Here is a 24,484-nt window from a genome sequence, read left to right as displayed (position 1 = left end):
ATAACGAGATACGCTTGTTTGATAAGGATTTTTTCAGTGGTCGGCGCTTCGGGTGGGAACCCGGGGCGCCTTTCTCTTCCCCGATTATCAACGACCACTAAAAATTCTTATCATGCCAGACAAGCAACACCATACCCCCACGGGGGAATTGTCCTATTACGGACTTTCGTTACTATCCTACCTCAAGGACAGCCACCCGGAACTCATCGCCGAAGGTGAGTTCATCGCCGAGCGGGCCGACAGCGCCGCCCAAGCGTACAGCGAGGCGATCCGTTCGGGCTGCAACCACATCGAGGCCGAAGAAATTGCCCGCGAGGAACTCTGCCGCGGACTGCACTTTTCACCCTACAACACGCTGGTAAACATCCTCTGGAGGGAATTCGAGGCGGAGATTCCCGAGGATACCGCCCGGCAGGCGGCTCTACGCCTGCTGCCCCTCTGCCGCGGGGTGCTGGAGAAGTACGACCTCACGGACGACTTCGCTGACACGCCCGACTACGAACTGTTCTATACCGAACTGACGGGAACCGTCCAAATACTTCTCGAAGATGGCATTCAATAAGAAAACCCACCTCCGCCAGAATATCGACGCGCTGAAGACGGCCTTCACGCTCGACAGGGAACGGCGGGCGCCGACTCCCGAAGAAGAAAGGACACTCGGCGCATACAGCGGCTTCGGCGCCATCAAGGAAGTGCTGGAAAACCCCACCGGGAAACCGGACAAGGACGGCATGGCAACGCTCGTGGCCGAGTTGCACGAGGTCATCAGGGCGAATACTCCCGACGAACGGGAATACAAGCGCTACATGGACGGGATCAAGAACTCCGTCCTGACGGCTTTTTACACGCCCCCGAAAGTGGCAGACGCCATCGTGGAGGCGATATGGGACACGCGGATTGCCCCCCAACGTATTCTTGACCCCAGTGCGGGAACGGGGGTTTTCGTCAATGCCGTGGATTTCCACGACCCCTACGCGGAGATCACCTGCTTCGAGAAAGACCCCGCCACGGGGTTGATCCTGAAGCACCTGCACCCCGAAAAACGGGTGCGGATACAGGGATTCGAGCGCATCGAACCCAAATACGCCGGTTACTACGACGTGGCCGTGAGCAACATCCCTTTCGGGGACGTGGCGCTCTTCGACCCGTTCTTCTCCACCCATACCGACCCCGTGCGGCGGCAAGGCACACGGGCGCTGCACAACTATTTTTTCATGAAGTCCGTCGATATGGTACGCGAGGGCGGCCTGGTGGCATTCATCACCTCGCAGGGAGTATTGAACGCCGAGCAGGGACGCCCCGTGCGCGAGTGGCTGATGAACCGCTGCGAGCCCGTATCGGCCATCCGGCTGCCGAACAACCTCTTTACAGAACACGCGGGGACGGAGGTCGGCAGCGACCTGGTTATCCTGCAAAAGAAAGCCGCCACGGGGGAACTGTCCGAACGGCAGCGGGATTTCATCGAATCCCGCAAGCTGTCGAACGGCATCCGGATAAACAACCTTTTCCAGTCGTTCGACAGGGTGATCCATACCGAGGCCAAAGTAGGCAAAGACCCCTACGGCAAACCGGCGATGGAGTTCACCCACGCGGAGGGCGTGGACGGCATCGACCGGGAGATGCGGCGTATGCTCTCGGAGGATTTCAACCGGCATTTCAACGAGAGTTATTGCCTGGAACATGCTCCGGAACAGACACCCGGTACACCGGAGCGGGAATTGTCCCGTCCCCGTCAGGCGGAACGCCAGCGTGCCGAAAGACACGAGTCCCGCCTTGCCGGAGAAATCGTCAAGGAGATTATCGCCGACGCCCGTAACCTTCAGCAGCAACGGGAAGAGGAGGAAAAACGCCGCGTCGTCGCCGAAATGGCGGCGCAGGGCTACCATGTCGATACCGAAACCGGGGAGATTACCCGAATCGAAAACAAACCCGGACAAGCGTTACCGGATTCTGCCGCCACATCCGCCGGAGAACCGACCGGGGAGGATCTGGCCGACTTCGGGGCCTGGTCGAAGGAGCGGGAGAATCGCTTGTGGGAGCAACACCCGCCGAAACCCGAAGATTTCGGCATGGCGGATACTCCCGTGCAGCACGTGGGCGGAACAACGGAACCGAAACCGCGGGAGGGCTTCGCCGGGTCGCTTTTCGACACGGTGGAAACGGCGGCTCCCGCACCTGCCACCCAAGCTGCCGAACCGGTAAACGTGCAGCAGGAACCGTTGCTGACGCTCTACGACCTGTTCGGCTTCAGCGCCGAGGAGCGGCGGCAGGCAGAACTCGGTATATCCAAGAAAAGGAACAGCCGCCGGGGAGCAAAGCGGAAGACGCCCCGGCAACCCTCATTATTCGCCCCAGCCTCCTCTCCGGAGGAACAGAAGAGCGAAATGCCGAAAACGACGCCACCGGAGCGTGATCCCGAAGACTTGTATGCCTCCCTGAACTGGGAGGACAACCCGCCGATCAACGGCTTTTACGAGATGATGATGTCGCTTACCCCGGAACGGAGGGCGGAACTGCGCCGACAAAGCACCCGGCAGCAGGAACCCCCGGAACAGCGGGAACGGCAGGCGGTACGCCCCCCGACGGAAGCCCCGAAAGACAGACGGGAACAAGCCGCCGGTACGCCGAGAACGGGCAGCTTGTTCGACACGCCGGACAATCCGGAGGAGGAAGAACCCGGTAAAGAAACGCCGCAGATACGGGAGGCGGATATGAAACCCCGCCCGTTCGAGGGGGAGGTCGCCCCCTATTTCCGCGAAGGGACACTCGTCACGGACGGACAAAACCGGGTCGGCTACCTGCGGGGGATTGAATCCCTGCAACCCATGTTCCACCCGCTGGAACTCACGCCTGCACAACGGACGAAAGCCTCCATGTATATCGAGATACGCGATGCCTATTACCACCTTTATAACAACGAGGCGGAAACACTGACGGCGAACCCCGCCCTGCGGGAGATGCTCAACCGGCTTTACGACAATTTCACCGAACGCTTCGGACGGCTCAATGACAAACGCAACCTCGACCTGATCAAGATGGACGCGCGGGGAACGGAGATTCTATCGCTGGAGCGTTACATCGAAGGCAAGGCACGCAAAGCCGACATCTTCGAGCGTCCCGTGGCCTTCAATCCCGATGAGATCACGCACGCCGACGACGCTTCGGAGGCCCTTGTGGCCAGCCTGAACAAGTACGGCCGGGTGGAACCTCGCTACATGGCATCGCTCACGGGAACTACCGTGGAGGGAATACTCGGGGAACTGAAAGGACGCATCTATTACAACCCGGAAACGGACGGCTACGAGGTTGCCGACAAGTTCATCGCCGGCAATGTCATCGGGAAAGCCGAACGGATCGAGGCGTTCCTGCGGGAGAATCCCGACCACGCCCCGGCCCGGGAATCGCTGGAGGCTCTGCGCGAGGCGACGCCCAAACCCATCGCTTTCGACGACCTGGATTTCAACCTGGGCGAACGGTGGATTCCAAAAGGTGTTTACGAGCGTTTCGCCTCCTCGCTCTTCGATACGGAGGTGAAGATCACCTTCGCCTCCAACCTGGACGAGTACGGCGTGAAGGCGGAAGCGACGAACGTGAAGATCACGGAGCAGTATGCCGTCAGCGCGCAGACCCGTAAGTACAACGGCCTGCACCTTTTGAAACACGCCCTGCAAAACACTTCGCCCGACATCACCAAGACCGTCCTCAAATGGGTGGACGGAGAACGGCGGGAGGTCAAAGTGCGTGACGGGGAGGCCATACAGCTCGCCAACAGCAAGATAGATGAGATCCGGGGTGCTTTCCCCGAATGGCTGCGCGAGCAGTCGTCCGACTTCAAAGACCGCCTGACAGACCTCTATAACCGTACTTTCAACTGTTACGTGCGCCCGAAGTACGACGGGACGCACCAGGAATTCCCCGACCTCGACCTCAAGGGGCTGGGAATCGACAAACTGTATGACAGCCAGAAGGACGCGATATGGATGGACAAACTGCTCGGCGGCGGGATAATCGACCACGAGGTGGGCGGCGGAAAGACCCTTATCATGTGCTGCGGGGCCTACGAGAAGAAACGCCTCGGGCTGGCCAATAAACCCATGATTATCGGGCTGAAAGCCAACATCCATGAAATAGCCCGGACGTTCTGCACCGCTTACCCGATGGCCAAAGTCCTCTACCCGGGCAAGGAGGATTTCACGCCCCGGAAGCGTGAGCGCATCTTCCGGGAGATACGCAACAACGACTGGGACGCCGTGATCCTCTCGCACGAACAGTTCGGCATGATACCCCAGTCCCCGGAGATACAGCAGGAGATATTGCAGGCCGAGCTGGACTGTGTGGAGGAGAACCTCGAAGTGCTCAAAGCACAAGGCAGGGACGTTTCCCGCGCCATGATGAAAGGGTGTCAGAAACGCAAGGCCAACCTGGAAGCCAAGTTGCAGAAGGTGGCGCACGCGCTGGAAACACGCAAGGACGACGCCGTGGACTTCCGCCTCATGGGTATCGACCACCTCTACGTGGACGAGAGCCACAAATTCAAGAACCTGACTTTCACGACCCGGCATGACCGGGTGGCGGGCCTCGGAAATCCCGAGGGGTCGCAGCGGGCGCTCAACATGCTTTTCGCGCTGCGTACCATACAGCAGCGCACGGGCCGCGACCTGGGGGCGACGTTCCTCTCGGGAACGACCATCTCCAACTCGCTCACGGAACTGTACCTGCTTTTCAAGTACCTGCGCCCGAAGGAACTGGAGCGTCAGAATATCCGCACCTTCGATGCCTGGGCGGCCATATTTGCCAAGAAAACCATCGACTACGAGTTTTCCGTGACCAACGAGGTCGTGCAGAAAGAACGGTTCCGATATTTCATCAAGGTTCCCGAACTGGCCATGTTCTACTCCGAGATTACAGATTACCGCTCGGCGGAGGATATAGGGATCGACCGACCGCAAAAGAACGAGATATTGCACAATATCCCGCCGACACCCCAGCAGACGGAGTTCATAGAACGGCTGGTGCAATTCGCCAAATCGGGCGATGCCACGCTCCTGGGCCGCCTGCCGCTCTCGGAGCGGGAGGAAAAGGCGAAAATGCTCATTGCCACAGACTACGCCCGCAAGATGTCGCTCGATATGCGTATGATAGACCCCGAACTATACAGCGACCACGTGGACAACAAGGCGAGCCACTGCGCCCGTATGATTGCCGGTTACTACCGCCGTTTCGAGGCGTACAAAGGTACGCAGTTCGTATTCTCCGACCTGGGAACCTACAAACCCGGAGCGGGGTGGAACGTCTATTCCGAGATACGGCGTAAACTCGCGGAGGATTACGGCATACCCCAAAGCGAGGTGCGGTTCATCCAGGAGGCGACCTCGGAAAAAGCGCGCAAGGAGATGATCGCCGGTATGAACGCCGGGAAAATCCGCGTACTCTTCGGATCGACCGAGATGCTCGGGACGGGAGTGAACGCGCAGAAACGCTGCGTGGCGATACACCACCTGGACTGCCCCTGGCGTCCCAGCGACCTGGAGCAGCGCGACGGGCGGGGAATACGCACCGGGAACGAGATCGCCAAACTCCATGCCGACAACAAGGTGGACGTGATATTATACGCCGTCGAGAAGTCGCTCGACGCCTACAAGTTCGGGCTGTTGCACAACAAGCAACTGTTCATCCGCCAGCTCAAGACCAACAACATGGGAAGCCGTACCATCGACGAGGGGGCCATCGACGAGAAGAGCGGCATGAATTTTTCCGAGTATGTCGCCGTCCTCTCGGGAAATACAGACCTGCTGGACAAGGCCCGCCTGGAGAAGAAGATCGCCACGCTCGAAAGCGAACGCCAGGCATTCGTGCGCGGCAAATCATCGAGCCGCTACAAGCTGGAGCAGATCACGGAGAAGATAGAGAAGAACAACGACCTGATACGGCGTATCGGCAAGGATCTGGAACACTTCAAGGCCCGCGTCGAGTTCAACGAGGACGGCTCGTACCGCAATCCCGTGAAACTGAACGGGCTGGAAACCTCCGACCCCAAGCTCATCGGGAAACAGCTCAACCGTATCGCCGAAACGGCACGCACGCTCGACAGGCTCGAACCCATCGGGAGCCTCTACGGGTTCGAGCTGCTCGTCCAGAGCGAAACGACCGGGAAAGACGGGCTCGACCTGGTGCAGAACCGTTTTTATGTCCGGGGTGAAGGGGATTATCTATACCAGTACAACTACGGAAATATCGCCTCCGACCCGCGACTGGCGGCGATGAACTTCATCCACGCGCTCGCGACCATCGAGCCGACACTGGAAAAATTCCGGAAAAAGAACGAGGAACTGGAGAAAGATATTCCCGTCCTGCGGGAAGTGGTGGAAAGTTCCTGGCGCAAGGAGCCCGAACTGACGGCCCTGAAAGCTGACCTGACGGAAATAGACCGCAGGATACAGCAAAGCCTCAAACCGATAGAAGAGAGCGAGGGAAAGGAGGCGGAGGAGGATAACGACGTGTGCCGGGAACGGCATGACACGGCGGAAGAGCTCCCGAAGGAAGACAACACGGCGGCCCGTATTCCTTCCCGGCTGCGGCAGATTGCCGACGCCTCCGGGGGGCGCATCGTGATCGCGGGCGTGGGCAGCCCGCCGGAGAACGGCCCCGCGAAGAAAGGGATCAAGATGTAAGCGAAAAGCCGACGGAAGTACAGATTTCCGTCGGCTTTTTTCATATGCCCGTGAGCGTTATTGTCACACTTCCTGCAAGAGTGCTTGCAGCTCCTCCTGCGTGGGAAGATAGGTCATGTACTGGGCGGCGAAGACCTGCTTTTCATCTTCGGGCAGCGTGTAACGGACGACCGCGTCGTTTTTCTCCGCGCAGAGGACGATACCCACCGGAGGGTTATCCCCGGGATTCATCAACTCACGGGTGTAGTAATTGACATACATCTGCATCTGCCCCAAATCCTGATGGGTCAGCTCCCCGGATTTAAGGTCTATTAAAACGAAACAACGGGCCAGGTAATTGTAAAAGACCAGGTCGATGTAGAAATGCTTGTCGTCGAAGGAGATACGCTTCTGTCGCGCGACGAAGGCGAAGCCTTTCCCGAGTTCGAGCATGAAGCGCTGCAAGCGGCTGATGAGCAGTTGCTCCAGATCGGTTTCCAGAAAATGCTCTCCCTGCGGGATCCCGAGAAACTCCAGGATATACGGGTCGCGGATGATCTCTTTGGGTTCGACACGCCCGGGTTCGGTACGGGAAATTTCCTCTTTCACGGCTTTCTTGTCTCGGCTGGCCAGCAGGCGGTCATAGAAAAGCGTGTTGATTTGGCGGTCGAGCTGCCGGACACTCCAGTTTTCCTTGACGCACTCGTGCAGGTAAAAATCACGGGCGGCATCGCCCGACACCTTGAGAAGCGTGCGGCAATGCGACCAGCTCAATTTATCACACAGCGTGTGATATTTCGGGTAGCACTGGTAAAACTGCCTCATGTACCGCAGGTTGGTGGCCGTGAACCCGTTTCCGAACTCCGCCACGAGCCGCCTGGAAAGGGTGTTGATGACAGCCTTGCCATATCCGGCACGGCCGGTTCCCTGCTGCTCGTACTCCACTATGTATTTCCCTACCTGCCAGTAAGCCCTCACGAGGGTCGAATTGACATGATGTATCACCTTTGCGCGCGCTTCCTGCAAGATATGGCGCACGTTATGCAGCAGCTCTTCCTCCCCTTTGTCGGCAGGATGTATTTTATCTGTTTCTTTCATTGTTCATTATTATATAGGCTTCCAAGTGCAAACATACTGATTTTACGGCAAATATCGAGCGGTTGCACCGTCATGTCGTGCCTTATTCCATGTATCTCCGCGTTTTTCCATGACGCCGGACTCTCGGGACAGGGCCTAACCGGAACCGGCAGGACGATCCTTTTTCAGCTTGCGGAAATTACTGAAGTTACGCTCGATGAACCGCAGGACGTCCGATTCCCGGTAGAAGGTCTTGTGATAGATCATCTCGTAAGGCAGCTCTCCCGAGGTGCGGTAACGCTGGAGTGTGCGCTTGCTGATATTGAGCATACGGCACAGGTCGTAATTGTCCAGAAGACGCTCCCCGTCAGGCAGGATGGAAAGCGGTTGCTCCACGTCCCCCGCGCACAGCTTCTCGATACGTTCCAGCCGTTCCGAGAGCCGCTGCATCCATCCGTCGAAATATTCCTTATCCAGAAACATGGCCTACTCCTTTGGTCGGTTTTTGCGCCGCACGGAACGCTCCTTCAGCACACGGCGGATTTCCGTGAGGGAATAATACAGCTTCCGGTTGATGGCCGAATAGGTGATCACGTGATCCGAGCGGAGGCGTTGAAGGGTACGCCCGCTGATGCCCAGGTAACGGCAGACCTGCTCGCCGTCCATCCATTCGTCGTTTATATACTCCTTATTCCATGCACGCCCCTTTTCAGGGAGAGAGGCGATTGCAGCCTCTATTTTCTCTATACGCCCGACAAGCTCGTTATAGGCTCGCGAACCGATCACTATGATTTTCATACTTCTTTGTTTTTTAGTCTGTTACAAAGGTCGGGCTTATATGGACAGCTTAAAACGAGGTCGGTACGACTTTTTTTTGATAATTTGCAGTGAACTGATTCTCAACGGTTCATGCGGTGAAGAAGGCAGTGTTTTTTACCGAAATCCGCGGCCCGTACTCGGTATTTTTATTGGCAGAAATGCGATAGCATACTGTGATTCAACGCTTAACGGTGTTCTAATCCGGACGGGGCTACAACGGAACACCCGTATCGGCTCCTTATACGGGTGCAAATACGGGCGTTCGGGAAAGTTCCTTTCGAGAGTTACGGGGGAAAACCGACCTCGGTTCTTTTGTTATATACAACGCTGATTATCAGTGCTTCTATAAGAAATAGAGTGCTTTACCGGTTCATGTTCTACTCGGAATTGCCGTTTTTCTTGTTTCGCTTCCACGTCTGCATACGTTTAAGCAGGGCCTCTTTCGCCTTGTCAAGCCACGGTGTCGGGTTGTTTCGGATTTTCATATCGCAGAATGTCCTCGAAAGGTTCATGTCGAGGTGTACGTTGAAAGCGTTGGAAATGTAGCTGGCAAGTTGCGTGAGTGGCACATTGCCGAAACAGCCTTTACTGTCGAGCAGGTAAATAAGTTCCGTCAGATCCGTCTTCGAGTCCTGCCATGTCGGACGCACGTCAGGCAATGGCAGAACCATGTTCCGGAGGTTCGTGCTCTCCAGTGATTCCAATTCGCCCATAAGATAAACCGACAACATATCGTTGGCCAGGATTTTCGCCACCTTGAAATCCGCGTTTGTCGAAAACTGCGGGTCGAGTTCATAGTAGAAGGTTTCCAGGTATTGCTCCGTGTCGGTCTGCCCGCGCAGGAAATAGAGGCTGTCCAGGTGTGTAGCGCCGCTGCGGAAATAGCGGATAAAGTCGAGGCGTTTCTGCGTGTACGCGTTGATGGCCCGAACATGGGCGTCCAGGTACTCCCGTTGTGCCTCGATACTTCCTACCGGACGGTTCATCTCGATATTGTAGAGCTTGCGGTAATAGATCAGACGGCAAAAAAGACGAGGTTTGATTTCTTTGAAGAACTTTATTTCCTCGTCATCGTTTTGAAAACGGTAGCCGATGATATATTGTTTCAAACGGTCGAACGCTTCTCCCAGGACACGTGACGCTTCAAGCGACTTTTTCAACACGTCGGTATCCCGCGATTCGATACGTTCGATACTCCGCAGGACTTCGCTGTTTAATTTTTCTATAAATGCAATCATAATCCGTCTTGTTACTTTCGCGTATAAAGTTAGCGAATCGAAAAACCGGCGGATTACGATTTTTATCTTTCTCTTCGTTTTTTTATCACGGAGCCGATTTTAATGTCAAATCCGGCTTTCCTGACGGATGGAAGTGGGATTGCTCCCCATATTCCGCTTGCAAAAGTCCGTAAAGTGGGATTGGGCGGAGAAACCGCACATGTAGGCTATTTCCTGCAACGTGTAGTGTGTCGTCCGCAGCAACTCCCCGATACGTTCGATACGGCGCTGACGCAACCACGAGGAGGCCGAGCAGCCGAAAACCCGCTGGAAACGCCGGCGGAAGGTAATCGTGCTGGAATACCCGCAAACCCCGGCGAGTTCCGTGACGTTATCCGAGGCAAGATAATTCGATTTGACACGGGAGATGAACTCGTAATCGTCCCCCAGGTGCAACAGCTCCTCGAACTCCCCGACATCGGCGGGAGTGAGATGTTCATAAGAGGCGTCGAGCATTTTCAGCATGACAGCAGCGTTACATTCAACGGGCATACCCAATGTCTTACGGGCTTCACGCAGGTAATTCTTGAACCGCAGCCGCAGCGTGTCGTGATGCGGGTAGGAACACTCGGACAGAATGGTGCAAACCGTCCGCAGTTCATCGACACAACAGTAGCCGAAATACCACGTTACAAGACGCTCGACGTAATGGACGGCATGAAATTCCTCCGAAAGCATCAGAAGAAGCAGGAACGGGGTGAAATCCTGGTATTCCCTCGTTATGGGACGGGGTGCTTCGTCAAGCAAGGAGGCGATGTCCCGCATCAGCAGAGAATCTCCCGAGTACGCTTTTATTTGTTCGGAACTGCGGGCATAATCCCGGTAACGCGATATGACCGCCGACAAAGCATTGAACTTCACGGCGTGAACGCCTTCTATAAAGGAAGGGCGAAGACTGTTGTAAATGGATAAGTCGGTTTGCATAAGTCATTTCTATAAAACGGAGCCGCATCCCCTTGTTGCCAAAACTCCGCAAGTCGTTACTTATGAACCGCTTGGAACACGGTACGAATCCTAATTACAAATATATCGCATCTGATAATCCGGAACAAATATCAGCAGGTAAAAATGAAAATAAACCTCGTTATTTTTGATTATTACCTGCAATAATATTATATTTGCAAACAAATAAGAGTTGTTTGACAGCATGAGAAATATAGTGTATCAAAGCACTTTACCAATTTCTTATCCGTTGCCCATTCTCATGCGAGTTTCTTTTAATCTATTTGTAGTCAATTAAATACCTTCAGACTACATCAAATATAAGTAAAATACAAGAACAGGAAACAGTTACCCTGTTTTTTCGTTCGTTTCAGTTCTGCGCCAAACGATTTTTCAATCTCCTGCAAGCGATTTTTCGTTCTCCTGAGAATGATTTTCCATTCTGTGGCAAACGATTTTCCCGTTGACGGAAGCCTTTTAAGCGGACAACGACAACATACAAACTTCCCTCCCCTACGTACAAGTATTTAAACGGGAAAAGGGTTCGCATCCTTCATACATGCTGTAAACCAATCTGTTGAGGTGAAACCTCTTCGACAAGAGCCTTCACCGGAGGTTCACGGCACGCGATGTGTGCATATTCATAAATTCTGAAACACAAACAGTTAAGGTGAAGGAACTTTATACTGTGCAAAAAACATCAGACCGGGATGGGCAGGATACCCCGAAGGTCGTCCACGATAGCCACGTGGGGATAAGCTTCCAATTCCTCACGTGTGGTCATGCCATGCAATACACCGGAAAAATCCGTACCGGCGGCCTGTGCCGTTGCGGCATCTACCACACTGTCCCCAACATACAGCACCTCGGATTTCCCGCCACCGGAAGCACGTCCGATGGCCAACAGCAATCCTTCGGGATCCGGTTTGGCCGCTTTCACATCCTCTCCACCCACGATGAAATCCACAAGGCCGTCATGCCCTGTTTTTTCAAACAAGTCGAGGATGCGGTAACGGAATTTGGTGGACACGATACCTAACACGGCTCCTTCGCTTTTCAAAGCTTCCAAAACCTCTATCGTCTCCGGGAAAAAGAAGGTATTGGCAGTCATGTGGACATCGGCGGCCTTCACATATTCACGTTTGTAATCCGCCAACGTCCCGGCCTCGGTAATTCCCGTCAGGATGGAAAAAGATTCTTCCAACGTCTTCCCGATGGTGCGCTTGATTTCCGTATCCGTCACCCCGGTGTGCCCGTGGTTGCCGAGCACATGACGGAAACAAGTCACAATGCCCCGTGAAGAATCGACCAAGGTATAGTCGAAATCAAAAATATAAGTGGTATAGCGTTTCATATCTTACGAAAAACAGTATTAAAACAGATTCAGTTTTTTCTGCCGGGCTTCCTCTATCGAGACGGTCTCTACACGCCGCGTTCCGGCACTTTCACGCAAACGTTCCTGCTCTTCGCGCAACTCGCGAAAAGCCTCTCCCTCCGTGTCGGGATTCAGGAAACGGGCAGCCGTCAGCGCGTTCTGCGACGCATCCTTCATCCAAATGACCGGCCCGTCGTACACAGGAGCTATCTTCAATGCCGTATGCAAACGGCTGGTTGTGGCCCCGCCGATCATGACCGGAATGGACAGCCCGGCCCGCTTCAATTCGCCCACCACATGCACCATTTCTTCCAGGCTCGGCGTAATCAGGCCGCTCAGACCGATGATGTCGGGATGCAGTTCCTTGGCTTTTGCCACAATCTCTTCTGCCGGTGTCATGACCCCCAAATCCACTATCTCATAGTTGTTGCAGGCCATGACCACCGATACGATATTTTTCCCGATGTCATGCACATCTCCCTTCACCGTAGCCACCAAGACCAATCCCGCACGTGCTGCCCCCTCTTTTTTCTCGGCCTCGATACGGGGTTGCAGGATGCCCACGGCTTTCTTCATCGTACGAGCGGTCTTCACGACTTGCGGCAAGAACATCTTGCCGGCCCCAAACAACTCGCCCACGGTATTCATCCCCGCCATGAGCGGTCCCTCGATGATGTCCACGGCATGCGGATAAGACTGTGCCGCCTCCTCCAAATCTTCCTGCAAATAGGAATCTATACCTTTCACCAAAGCATGCTGCAAACGTTCCTCCACACTGCTGCTGCGCCAAGCATCTTTCGCGGACATCCCGCCGCCATCCGCCCCGGGCTGTCCGGCCTTGGCCGCTTCGGCCTCTGCTTTCAGCTTATCGGCCAACTCAATCAACCGTTCCGCAGCATCAGGCCGACGGTTGAGCACCACGTCTTCTATGACCGTCAGGATGTCGGACGGAATATCGCCATACATCACCGACGTGGCGGGATTGACGATGCCCATGTCCATCCCCTCACGGCAGGCATGGTAGAGGAACACGGCGTGCATGGCCTCGCGGATATAGTTGTTGCCCCGGAAAGAGAAAGAAAGATTGCTCACCCCACCACTTACATGTGCCCCGGGGAGGTTACGGCGAATCCATCCCGCAGCACGGATAAAGTCCACGGCATAGTTGTCATGTTCCTCCATTCCCGTGGCTATGGCCAGCACGTTCGGGTCGAATATGATGTCATGGGGATTGAAACCGACCTCGTCCACCAACAAACGGTAAGCCCGTGCGCAGACTTCTATCTTGCGTTCATAAGTATCGGCCTGCCCCTTTTCATCAAAAGCCATCACGATGACGGCCGCCCCAAGGCGTTTCACCTCCCGGGCATGGGTCAAGAAGACTTCCTCTCCTTCTTTCAACGAGATGGAATTGACGATGCTCTTGCCCTGCACGCATTTCAGTCCGGCTGTAATCACGTCCCATTTGGAAGAATCTATCATGACGGGCACACGGGAAATCTCCGGCTCGGAGGCCAACAGGTTCAGGAACGTCACCATCTCCTGCCGGGCATCGAGAAGCCCGTCGTCCATGTTGATGTCGATGACCAAGGCACCATCCTCCACTTGCTTGCGGGCGATTTCCAAAGCCTCTTCGTAGTTTTTCTCTTTGACCAACCTCAGGAATTTGCGCGAACCGGCCACATTGCAACGTTCGCCCACATTGACGAACCGCACTTCAGGCGTCAGTTCAAACTGTTCCAAACCGCTCAGACACAAGGCCTCTGCCTTTCCGGCCGGCACATGCGGACGTCCTTGCTTCACCAAGGCCGGAAAACGGGCGATATACTCGTCCGTCGTACCGCAACAGCCTCCGATGATATTCACCCAACCTTCGTCCACAAAGAATTTCATTTCTTCTGCCATCTGGTCGGGAGTCTGGTCGTACTCTCCCATGCTGTTGGGCAGTCCTGCGTTCGGATAGACTGATATATAATAAGGTGAACGGTGAGCCAAAATTTGTAGGAAGGGAATCAGGTCGTGTGCCCCGAAAGAACAGTTCAGCCCTAAGGAAAAAATATCGGCATGAGCCACAGAAGTCAGGAAGGCCTCCATCGTCTGGCCGGAAAGCGTACGTCCGCTCTTATCCGACACCGTAACCGACAACATGAGCGGTACCCTGCGTCCGACGGTTTGCATGGATGCTTCTGCCGCATAAATAGCGGCCTTGGCATTCAGCGTGTCGAAAATAGTTTCGATGAGCAAGGCATCCACACCGCCTTCGAGCAAGGCTTCCATCTGTTCCCGATAGGCAGCCACCAGTTCGTCAAAAGTCAGGGCGCGGTATGCCGGATTGTTCACATCGGGACTCATCGAACAGGTTTTGTTGGTCGGTCCCACCGAACCGGCCACGAAACGCGGTTTTTCGGGATTGCGGGCCGTAAACTCATCCGCAAGCTCACGGGCTATCCGGCAAGCCGCCAGATTGATTTCACGACAATAGTCCTCCACGTGATAATCCGCCATCGACACCCGTTGCGAACTGAACGTATTCGTCTCAATAATGTCCGCCCCGGCCGCGAGATACTTGCGGTGGATATCCCGAATCACATCGGGACGCGTCAGCGACAACAGATCGTTGTTACCGGCCATCAATCCCGGCACATCCCTGAAACGTTCCCCTCGGAAATCAGCCTCCGTCAGGCCATACCGCTGAATCATGGTACCCATGGCACCATCCAATATCAATATCCTCTCCTTAACAATCTCTTCCAACCTCATGATTTCAAACTCTAATACCTTTTTACCTGCCGGTCTATCTCGCGCCGGTCTTCCTTTTCCTTCAACGTCTGCCGCTTGTCGTATTCTTTCTTACCCCGGCACAAATACACATCCACTTTGGCACGTCCGTTCTCGTCGATAAACAACAAGGTCGGCACCAATGTGAAGCCGGGACTTTTCATGTCCTGCTGCAACTTCCGGATTTCCTTGCGGTTGAGCAAAAGCTTCCGGTCGCGCCGTGCCGCATGGTTATTGTAAGAACCGTACGAATACTCGGCCACGTACATGTTTTTCACCCACACCTCTCCGTTATGGATGAAACAAAAAGTATCCACCAGACTGGCCTTACCCGCCCGGATGGATTTGATTTCCGTACCGGTCAGCACGATGCCGGCCGTATATTTGTCCAACAGCAAGAAATCAAACGAAGCCCGTTTGTTCTTGATGTTCACTGATTTGGTCTTATTTTTCTTTTCTGCCATCTTTTTTTCCTCTTTACTCTTTCACCACCTCGGCAAACAGCTCGAGGTGTTCATCCACATAACAAGCCAATGCAGCCGTGACTTCTTCTTCCATTTCCACAAACTCGTCGTCCAAGTCGTCAAACTGCGGATAAGCCTCGAACAAAGCCATAAACTCTTCGTCCGAACAGTCCTTCGTCAGTTCCTCCTTGTATTTGTCATACAGTCTCTTTCCTTTATATACCAGTTTGGAGAAATCATGTGCCCCCATCAACCGCATGGCTTTCGCAAAAGGATTGTCGAAAATAAACGGCCCGTAGCCGTTGTGTATCAATTGGATAAATCCTCCGTCCATCACTTCCTCACGAAACAGGGCATAGGCAAGCAATGAAATTTGTTCCCCATTGAGCATCCCCATGTTCCCGGCATTCAACTCTCCGCCGATAACCTCCCGGTAACGGTCGATGAAGACCTGCAAAAACTCATCCATTCCTTGTGCAGCCGCCTCGCGCAACCGCGCATCGCTGATTGTTATTATTTTCTGTTCCATTCCTTTGCGTCTTGAATTTGCAAAGATAGTGAAAGGTGAGAGCAGTTGCAAGCCAAAAGCTTGCTTTTGAGCGAAAAACTGCCGAGCCGCATCCTATTTTCGCGATAGCAAAGACAATCCAAGGTGGGAACATGCCACCCTATCTTCAGTTAAAAACAGCATAAAAAGAGAAAATCCTAAAAAATACTCCGCCTTTTATTTGTACGTTCCGCAATGTTGTCCTATATTTGCAGTGTACTATTATACTAATACACTAATTAAATTATAAAACATTGCCTTATGATGACCATTGAACACCTCTCATTTGGATATTCCAAACGGAAAAACCGCGTATTAAACGATTGCTCCCTCCGTCTCGACGAGGGCAAGATTTATGGGCTTTTAGGGAAAAACGGAGTCGGAAAGTCCACCTTACTCTACCTGATGACCGGCCTCCTCACACCGACAGAAGGACATGCCTGCCTGAACGGCACGGATGTGCGTTTGCGCCGTCCGGACACATTGAGTGACTTCTTCCTCATCCCCGAAGAATTCGACCTTCCGGACTACAACCTGAAAAAGTACGTCCGCCTCAACGCTCCTTTCTATCCGCATTTCGACCACGAAAACTTGCTCCGTAATCTGGAAATGTTCGAACTGCCGGAGGACATCAAACTCGGCGAACTTTCGATGGGACAAAAGAAAAAGGCACTCATCTGCTTTGCCTTGGCCACCCGTACCTCGTGGCTCATCATGGACGAACCGACCAACGGACTGGACATCCCCGGCAAAAGCCAATTCCGCAAACTCCTCATCCGCGAAATGAATGAATCGCGCGGTATCGTGATTTCCACCCATCAGGTGCAAGATGTGGAACAACTTCTCGACCACGTGGTCATCTTGGATAACGCCCACGTACTGCTCGATGCGTCGGTAACTGAAATCTGCCATAAATTATATTTCACGCAAACCGACAATGAATCGGAAACCTCAGAGGCTTATTATGCCCTCCCCTCCTACAACGGGCACAGCGTCATGCTCCCGAATCTGGAAGACAAGGATTCGGAAATCAACTTGGAGTTACTTTTCAACGGCACTCTGGCACACCCGGAAACCATCTGCCCCTTGTTTAATGCTGAAAAATAAAAGGATATGGATTCACAGTTTTTCAACCGGAAACGTTTTATCGCCTTGTGCCGCTGGGACTGGACGGAAAGACAGAAAGCATTGGGATTGCAGGCCGTAGTGATTTACGCCGTCCTCACCGTGTTTTCCGGCTTCTACACGATACGCGGCGCGCTCCGCGCCAATGCCCTCAGCCATTACGTCAGTCCCCAACGTGCGGAAGAATGGAAAGTCATATCGGCCGACCTCGCCCAAGGCGTGGACGGAAGCTGGACTTCCGTGAGTGCCCTGTTTTTCCCGATTCTTGCCTTCTACCTTGTCGGCACTGCACGCCGGACACAAAGGGCATTGCAGGCCACGTCCCAAGCTGCCCGTACACTTACCTTCCCCGTGTCGGCCTTCGAGCAATTTCTGCTCCGTTGGCTCTATGCCGTCCCACTCGCCTTGTTGACCTACTGCGCGGTATTCGTTGCCGCCGACTTCACACGTGTGGGGCTTTGCAGCCTCATCGTCCCGCAAGTGGACTATGCCCACCTACTGCCATACGCTGACTATTGGAACGGCAGAGTGCACCCATACTGGTTACTTACCCTGCTCAACCTGATGCTTTGGGCGCAGTCCGTTTTCATCTGCACCTCCGAAACGAAACGGGCAAGCGTGCGCACAGTCGTCCTCCTGCTCGTCATCCTCGTGCCTTTCGCCCTCGCACATTCGCGCTACGCCCTGGGAGAAGCCTTCAACCTTTGGCTCATCCGCCCCGTTATTGTGAATGCCTTCTTCCTGCTGTGCACCGTCCTCAACTGGTACATGGCCTACCGCCATATCCTCAAAACCGACCTCACTTATGTCAAATCCGCCAAACATTAAGCTTATGAACCGTTCTTGTTTCGACCGCAAACGCTTCGCGGTCTTGCTCCACGAAGACTGGGCAGCCCGGCGTACACGTTGCCTCGTCACTCTCGCCGCAGGCTACTTGTTACTCTCTGCCATTCTCACGGTGTCTTGCCTCAAAGCATATTCGGAAAACGCCACCTTGCTACAGACCGTCCCAACGGATATACTGGAAGACAAGTTCGCCCACCTCACAGACACGGCCACCAACCAAAATGCTGCGTTCGTCACCGTTACGGCATTCTTTTTCCTATTCCTTATATTCACTCCGTGGCTATGGAACGCGCCCATATACAACAAGGGACAGCACATCAGGTACTTGCTGCTCCCAGCCTCCACGTTCGAGAAGTTCGCCCGATGGTGGCTCTATACCGTTCCTCTTTCGATTTTGGCAGGCGTTCTTATTATTTTGGCGGCAGACATCACCCGTGTCATCATTTGCAACATGGCCTTCCTGGATTACAGCTTCGCCCGTCCCCTCCTCTTTACTTCCGGACTTCATACGGCCTCCTCCGGCTTTGTGCTCAGGATGCTCCTCACGACCAGTCTGTTGGGCCAAGCCATTTCCACCAGAAGCGAAACGGGACGGACACCCCTGCACCGCGCACTCGGCAAATGCCCAATCCTGTTGTTGCCCCTCCTTTTGACGATCGGAGTCTCGCTCATTGCCGAAGGTGACCCTTACACTTACCCCCAACAGCCCGGAGCAGCGACTGCCGAAGTGGTATGGCATGCCTTTTGGCTTGCCGTGACCTCCCTCTTTTGGCTATCGGCCTACCGCAGAATGAAAAAGAACGACCTCAAATACCAATATGCCCTCAATCCGAAAAGCGTATGAATTTCAAGGAAAACAAACCCATTTATTTGCAAATCGCCGACCGTATCTGCGATGAGATACTACAAGGACGGTACGCTGAAAACGACCGTATCCCTTCCGTGCGCGATTACGCCGCCACGGTGGAGGTGAACGCCAATACGGCCATGCGCTCTTACGACTTCCTGCAATCCCGCTCTGTCATCCGCATGCAACGTGGCATAGGTTATTTCGTGGAACCGGGCGCATCGGAACGCATCCGTTCGTTTCGAAGGGTAAGTTTCATGAATGAAGAACTCTACGACTTTTTCCGGCAAGCCCGTTCCATCGGCATCACGGCGGAAGAACTCGAAACCCTTTACCGGCAGTATTTGTCAGACACCTCAGACACTATGTCCAACCTTTAAAAACCCTTATCATGAACAAGAATACATTGAACGCCCAACGCCTCCTCCAATATTTCCGCAAAGATTGGAGCGAAAACGCCGCACAACTCTATTATTATTTCATCATCCCCTACGGTATCATGACCCTGCTCTTCATCTGGATGGATTTCACCAAAACGCACTCTGTGGTCGTGGCATTGGAACAAGTGCGGCAAGGCATGGAAACCGACAACAACAGCTACCAACTGATTATGGAGAACGCCTTGTCCGGGAAAGATGACTGTTGGTTTTCCATTGTCTTCACGGCCGTGCTGTGTTTCGATTTCTTCATGGCCTTTGCGGGCAGCACTTTTTTCAAGACATCAAAATACCGGAAGGATTACATCACCGACCTGACATTCCCGGTTTCAAATGCCGAGAAGTTTATTGTGAGATGGTTCAGAATCTCCATCATATCCTTCCCTATCTTTTGTTTAGCCACCGTATTGGCCGACTTCACCCGTATCGGTTTCATCCATTTCCTCTATCCTGAAGTCTCACTGTCGTTCCCCGTCCCATGGTTAAGTAGCGAATGTGACGTGTACCTGCCCTTAGCCATCCTCCAAGCCTACTGCCTGCAAGCCTTGTTCATTTTAGGCGGTACCTATTGGCAGAAGAAACCTTTCCAAAAAACGCTGAGCCTCGTGTTGCTCACGTCCTTGATATACTATTTCACCTACTTCTGCACCGTATTTTATTTCATCGAACGAAATTATGCCTACCACGATGCCCGAATGCGATGGGTTATCGGTTGGGTATTCGGTATTCCCATCTTCCTCATCTTGTTTGGCTACCTACTGACCTACCTCCGCATGCGCCGTGCCACACTCCTCCCGTCATGGAAAGACAAGACCACGTTAGTGGTCTTTGCAGCCTTGCTCATCGGACTGGGACTTTGCGTCTGGATGCCGAACTTCATCGTGGACCATTTCGCTTACGGATAAAACCGGAAAGTCCTCATAAAGACATCGTTCTACCAAACGACGTCTAAAAGGAATAACACGTGTATATTTAACACCTTTTTCGCCCGTTTTCTTGCTTGTACAATATTTTATTCATAGTTTTGCCGCTGAAAATGACAGAAAAACATTACACTTAAAAGAACAACAGTCACATGAAAAAACAAACCATCATTGCCGCTCTGTTATTAGCTACAACCATGAGCCACGGAAAGACAACACCGAATCGAACCGAAACACCGGCTAATTTTGAGGGATATCTTTTTGCCTATTTCGAAGGAAGAGGAGATGCCAAGCAACAGGAACACCTGCGTTTCGCCCTCAGCGACGACGGAGTGAACTGGCGCGCGCTTAACGAAAACCGCCCCGTCATTGCTTCCGACACCATCAGCGAAAGTGGCGGTATCCGCGACCCGCACATCCTGCGCGGTGAAGACGGACGCTTTTACATCGTAGCCACGGACATGAATACCGCTAAAAACGGTTGGAACGAAAACCCGGGCATCGTACTCCTGAGTTCGGACGACCTACTTCATTGGAAACACGCCAAGATCAATCTGTCCAAAGATTATCCGAAACATTTCGGTGATGCTTATTGGGTATGGGCTCCTCAGACCATTTACGACCACAAGGCCAAAAAATATATGATTTATTTTACCTTGCAACGCAACGACCGCAAAAGCCTCATCACTTATTACGCATACGCCAACAAGGACTTCACGGGCTTTGAAAGCGAGCCGAAACAGCTTTTCTCTGCCAAATACGGCAGCATAGACAACGACATCATCGAAAAAGACGGTACCTACCACCTTTTCTATAAAGGCAATACCAAAGACGAGAACGGCAAGGAAATCAAAAACGGTATCCAACAAGCCACCTCGAAAAGCCTGAAAGGAAAGTGGAAAGAGGACTTCAAGTATCTGGACGCTTACGCCGGAAAGACGCCCGTGGAGGGGTCGAGCATCTTCAAACTGAACGGAAAAGACGAATACGTATTGATGTACGACATGTACACCAGCGGACGATATGAATACCAGACCAGTACGGACCTTTACCATTTCTCCGAACCCAAAGCGTTCACCAAGGATTTTTTCCCGCGCCACGGTTCCGTCATTTCACTGACCCGCGACGAATTGCAACGTTTGCAAGAAAAGTGGGGCTACGTAGTCAAATACGAGTTTGAAAGCCAAGGCAACCCCATTGTCCGCCACATCCATACAGCCGACCCCGCCGCACTCGTCAAGGGCGACACACTATGGCTTTTTGCCGGACGTGACCAAAACGGTAACCAAAGCGGTTACGTGATGAAAGACTGGCTCGTGTTCTCCACTACCGACATGAAGCATTGGACACAATACCCGGTCCCCTTGAAAGTAGAAGATTTCAAATGGGCTGCCAGTAAACAGGCGTACGCCGGACATGTGGCTGAACGCAACGGCAAGTACTATTGGTATGTCAGCACCAACTGGTGCGGTATCGGCGTGGCCGTATCCGACAAAATCACCGGCCCTTACAAAGATGCTTTAGGCAAGCCGCTGCTCACCAACAAAGACTGTTTCGATTCCCACCACAGTTGGGCTTGTATCGATCCTGCCGTATTCGTCGATGACGACGGACAAGCTTACCTCACGTGGGGTAACCGCGAATGTTATATCGTGAAACTGAAAGACAACATGATAGAAACAGAGGGAGAGGTGAAACGCATCCATATTGACGAGAGCCATCCTTTCACTGAGGCTCCGTGGATTCACAAACACAATGGCAAATATTACCTCACATACGCCAGCGAATGGCCGGAAAAAATAGCCTACGCCGTAGCCGACCACATTGAAGGCCCGTACGAAACGAAAGGGATAATTTCAGAAATAGCCGGAAACAGTAACACGACCCATCCGGCCATAGTAAACTTTAAAGGCCAATGGATATTCATCAGCCATAATGGCGGTCTGCCTACCGGCACCAGTTACAGCCGCTCTATCGTAGCCGAACCGATGGAATATAACGCAGATGGCAGCATCAAGCCGATTCCTCCCACTGCTGAAGGGGTGAAAACATTGTAAACCGCCCTTGCCTCAAAACAAATCCCCGTGAAAACGATGTTGAAGTTTTCACGGGGATTTGTTTTTCATGCCAATTCTCACAACTACGGACAAACGTCAGCCACCTTTTCGTTGTGACAACATCCATTTGAAGTATTCTTCATGTTCATCCACCAGTTTCTCCCATGAATAATCACGTCGTATCACTTCCAAATTACGTTCCGTATATTCCTTTTTATGGGCAGACACCGCTTGGTCTATTCCGTCCAACATCTCCGTAGCTGCATCCGTAGATCCATAATATAAGGCATTTTCGCCCAAGACCGCACGGTTGAAGATATTGTCATGTGCCAAAATAAAACATCCGGAAGCCATGGCTTCCAACAAAGACGGATTCGTTCCGCCCACACTATGACCATGAAAATAAGCATAGGAATAATGACGAATGGAGTTCAGTTTACGGAAGTCATATATACCACCCACAAAGCGGATATTACAATCGCGACCATATCGTTCCACCAAATATTTTCCATAAGGCGTATTCGTCTTTCCCACAACCACTAACGGACGCTTACCATACTGGTTCGAAGCCAAATATCCCTCTATGGCCATGAAAAGGTTGTTTTCCGGCTCCAGACGGGCCACCACGATGAAATAACCACCCGCTTCCAAACCGTACTCCTTCAATACGTCCACATCGTAATCCTCATGAACGTCAGCCCCGTATGCCAAAAACTTGCTTTCCTTCCCGTATTTCTCCTTATAATAATCACGGATACCCATATTGTCTGCAATCAAATAATGACTGTGTTTCACCGCCATACGTTCTTCCCAGAATACGAACTTTTGTACCCATTTGTTAAACTTCGTACGTTTATATTCCAACCCATCCATGTTTGTCGTAAAAAGCGGATACTTGATACGCTTCACATTAAACCAGATATAAGCCGGAACAATGCTCGTATAGCCCGCTTCGTAAATAATGTCGAACTTCTCTTTCTTCAAAGCATCACGCAAAGACAGGAAATCGTAAAAGAAACTCCCCACGGAACTCCCCATCCATTTCTCCGGACTATAAATATGCTTTATGCGTACCCCCTTGTAGGCAGACTCACGGTAAGGATGGAAATGCGGAGAGTACACCACGACTTCATGCCCCCGTCGGACCAATCCCACGGAGATATATTCTGCAAACTGCTCGAAGCCCCCGTAGTTGTTCGGTATGCCACGGGTGCTGATAAATGCTATTTTCATATAATATGTTATGGATTAAGAATCAATGAATATGTGCCCAAACCAACGATCAAACATTAAAAACGACTGTAGCGGACAATCACTTTCTTGCCCAAATAAGAAAACGCGACTGCAAGTCCTATTCCGGCCATACAAGTCAAAAGGAATAATAGATTCTCATTATGAACCATTTTTTCCAAATGAACCTTCTCTACCACACGGAACATGACCATATGACATAAGTAAAACTCCATGGAAATGCCACTTATAAAATCCATTATCCTATTATGCAACCATTTATGTTCTGCCCCCATGGCATAAATCAGCCATAACGTAAATACGACCATCAAGGGTATAACCTGATGAAGCGTCCATTCGGATTGAGGACAAACAAAATACAGACCATTTGCTATCAAACAAACTACCAACAAAGCATTTCCCCACTTCGCAGACCACTCATGCAGCCTCTCGCGATAAAGGAAACATAACCCACCCGATAACAGGAAAGGAGCCGAATACAGGATGTTGTGCCTACTTGGATTAAAATCCACGAAAATCTCCGTAAAAAAGTATTCCTGACATAAGAAATTAATGATTAAAGATATACAGAATATACCCCAAGCTCTACGCTTATTATCCAATAAGAAAACGAAGAACGGGAACAGCATATAAAACAAAAAGATTAAACCTAAGAACCATCCTACTCCAATCACTTTTATATCGGGATTCGGCAACAGATTAAACACCAAGGTACAATTCATGAAAGCCTGCGCCAAATTTTCCTTAGAAAAATCAACAATTAAATCCAATACACAAAGCAGACCGAAGAAAGGCAATATTCGCTTATATCTTTTAGAATAGAAATCATTTAATGATATTTGGCCGTTTTTCATCCGATCATAATAGCCGCAACATAAAGCAAAACCACTAATCATAAAAAACAAAACTACAAACCACGTGAACCATGGTATCAATGTATCCGAGAACCACCCCAATTCTGGTTTAACAGAAATGTTTGCTTGATAATGCATTATCGCAATCCCGACAGCCGAAAGCGCACGCAATCCATTGATATTATTATATTTAAATTTGTTTACATGGGGGGGGG

19 protein-coding genes are annotated in these 24,484 nt (G+C 52.2%); 8 read left to right on the top strand and 11 right to left on the bottom strand.

From position 1 onward, the window contains the following. Positions 1 to 112 precede the first annotated feature (112 nt). A complete protein-coding gene (locus tag HMPREF9441_RS08175) occupies positions 113 to 562 on the top strand; it encodes a DUF1896 family protein (protein WP_154291651.1) in 450 nt (149 codons plus the stop codon). After that, positions 549 to 6,671 (top strand): helicase-related protein, encoded by a 6,123-nt coding sequence (locus tag HMPREF9441_RS08170; protein WP_008620096.1) that lies wholly within the window; start codon positions 549 to 551, stop codon positions 6,669 to 6,671. The genes HMPREF9441_RS08175 and HMPREF9441_RS08170 overlap by 14 nt, the downstream gene beginning before the upstream one ends. A gap of 63 nt (positions 6,672 to 6,734) precedes the next feature. Here the strand turns inward: HMPREF9441_RS08170 and HMPREF9441_RS08165 are convergent, their stop codons facing one another. The 9 genes from HMPREF9441_RS08165 to HMPREF9441_RS08125 all read right to left on the bottom strand — a co-directional run bounded on the left by HMPREF9441_RS08165 (position 6,735) and on the right by HMPREF9441_RS08125 (position 15,911). Beyond that, positions 6,735 to 7,748, bottom strand: coding sequence for a PDDEXK nuclease domain-containing protein (locus tag HMPREF9441_RS08165; protein WP_008620095.1), 1,014 nt, complete (start codon positions 7,746 to 7,748; stop codon positions 6,735 to 6,737). Positions 7,749 to 7,883: 135 nt separating this feature from the next. After that, the gene (locus tag HMPREF9441_RS08160; protein WP_004295487.1) at positions 7,884 to 8,210 is read right to left on the bottom strand and encodes a helix-turn-helix domain-containing protein; all 327 of its coding nucleotides are present in this window, start codon (positions 8,208 to 8,210) and stop codon (positions 7,884 to 7,886) included. Between the two features lie 3 nt (positions 8,211 to 8,213). Beyond that, positions 8,214 to 8,525 carry a helix-turn-helix domain-containing protein gene (locus tag HMPREF9441_RS08155; RefSeq protein WP_004303820.1) on the bottom strand — a complete coding sequence of 104 codons (312 nt, stop codon included), beginning with the start codon at positions 8,523 to 8,525 and terminating at the stop codon, positions 8,214 to 8,216. A gap of 398 nt (positions 8,526 to 8,923) precedes the next feature. Further along, entirely contained in the window at positions 8,924 to 9,784 is an 861-nt protein-coding gene (locus HMPREF9441_RS08150; protein ID WP_004295489.1) for an RteC domain-containing protein, read from the bottom strand. Positions 9,785 to 9,889: 105 nt separating this feature from the next. After that, positions 9,890 to 10,747 carry a helix-turn-helix transcriptional regulator gene (locus HMPREF9441_RS08145; protein WP_008620088.1) on the bottom strand — a complete coding sequence of 286 codons (858 nt, stop codon included), beginning with the start codon at positions 10,745 to 10,747 and terminating at the stop codon, positions 9,890 to 9,892. A 718-nt stretch (positions 10,748 to 11,465) separates the two neighbouring features. After that, positions 11,466 to 12,119 (bottom strand): HAD family hydrolase, encoded by a 654-nt coding sequence (locus HMPREF9441_RS08140; protein WP_008620084.1) that lies wholly within the window; start codon positions 12,117 to 12,119, stop codon positions 11,466 to 11,468. 18 nt (positions 12,120 to 12,137) lie between these two features. Continuing rightward, a complete protein-coding gene (gene metH / locus HMPREF9441_RS08135) occupies positions 12,138 to 14,900 on the bottom strand; it encodes a methionine synthase (protein ID WP_008620083.1) in 2,763 nt (920 codons plus the stop codon). 11 nt (positions 14,901 to 14,911) lie between these two features. Further along, the gene (gene smpB, locus HMPREF9441_RS08130; protein WP_008620082.1) at positions 14,912 to 15,382 is read right to left on the bottom strand and encodes an SsrA-binding protein SmpB; all 471 of its coding nucleotides are present in this window, start codon (positions 15,380 to 15,382) and stop codon (positions 14,912 to 14,914) included. Between the two features lie 13 nt (positions 15,383 to 15,395). Next, positions 15,396 to 15,911, bottom strand: coding sequence for a DMP19 family protein (locus HMPREF9441_RS08125; protein WP_008620081.1), 516 nt, complete (start codon positions 15,909 to 15,911; stop codon positions 15,396 to 15,398). 279 nt (positions 15,912 to 16,190) lie between these two features. Here HMPREF9441_RS08125 and HMPREF9441_RS08120 point away from each other — a divergent pair, with 279 nt between their 5' ends. The 6 genes from HMPREF9441_RS08120 (at position 16,191) to HMPREF9441_RS08095 (ending at position 22,164) form a co-directional block, all read left to right on the top strand. Further along, positions 16,191 to 17,036 carry an ABC transporter ATP-binding protein gene (locus HMPREF9441_RS08120; protein ID WP_008620080.1) on the top strand — a complete coding sequence of 282 codons (846 nt, stop codon included), beginning with the start codon at positions 16,191 to 16,193 and terminating at the stop codon, positions 17,034 to 17,036. Between the two features lie 6 nt (positions 17,037 to 17,042). Continuing rightward, positions 17,043 to 17,882, top strand: coding sequence for a hypothetical protein (locus HMPREF9441_RS08115; protein WP_008620078.1), 840 nt, complete (start codon positions 17,043 to 17,045; stop codon positions 17,880 to 17,882). Between the two features lie 4 nt (positions 17,883 to 17,886). Next, on the top strand, positions 17,887 to 18,744 hold the full coding sequence (locus HMPREF9441_RS08110; protein WP_008620076.1) for a hypothetical protein: 858 nt from the start codon (positions 17,887 to 17,889) through the stop codon (positions 18,742 to 18,744). Continuing rightward, on the top strand, positions 18,741 to 19,127 hold the full coding sequence (locus tag HMPREF9441_RS08105) for a GntR family transcriptional regulator (protein WP_008620074.1): 387 nt from the start codon (positions 18,741 to 18,743) through the stop codon (positions 19,125 to 19,127). The genes HMPREF9441_RS08110 and HMPREF9441_RS08105 overlap by 4 nt, the downstream gene beginning before the upstream one ends. Positions 19,128 to 19,138: 11 nt before the next feature. Next, a complete protein-coding gene (locus HMPREF9441_RS08100) occupies positions 19,139 to 20,089 on the top strand; it encodes a hypothetical protein (RefSeq protein ID WP_008620066.1) in 951 nt (316 codons plus the stop codon). Between the two features lie 170 nt (positions 20,090 to 20,259). Continuing rightward, positions 20,260 to 22,164 (top strand): family 43 glycosylhydrolase, encoded by a 1,905-nt coding sequence (locus HMPREF9441_RS08095; RefSeq protein WP_008620063.1) that lies wholly within the window; start codon positions 20,260 to 20,262, stop codon positions 22,162 to 22,164. Positions 22,165 to 22,260: 96 nt separating this feature from the next. On the opposite strand, the gene HMPREF9441_RS08090 is transcribed toward HMPREF9441_RS08095, so the two are convergent. Both HMPREF9441_RS08090 and HMPREF9441_RS08085 read right to left on the bottom strand, forming a co-directional pair. Then, a complete protein-coding gene (locus HMPREF9441_RS08090) occupies positions 22,261 to 23,397 on the bottom strand; it encodes a DUF1972 domain-containing protein (RefSeq protein WP_008620062.1) in 1,137 nt (378 codons plus the stop codon). 56 nt (positions 23,398 to 23,453) lie between these two features. After that, positions 23,454 to 24,484 (bottom strand): acyltransferase family protein (locus HMPREF9441_RS08085; RefSeq protein ID WP_008620060.1); only part of this gene is annotated, 1,031 nt, incomplete at its 5' end.

This window comes from Paraprevotella clara YIT 11840, assembly GCF_000233955.1.
Lineage (GTDB): Bacteria > Bacteroidota > Bacteroidia > Bacteroidales > Bacteroidaceae > Paraprevotella > Paraprevotella clara.
Note: the sequence above shows the minus strand (reverse complement) of the source record. Positions and strands in the feature narration are given on the sequence as shown.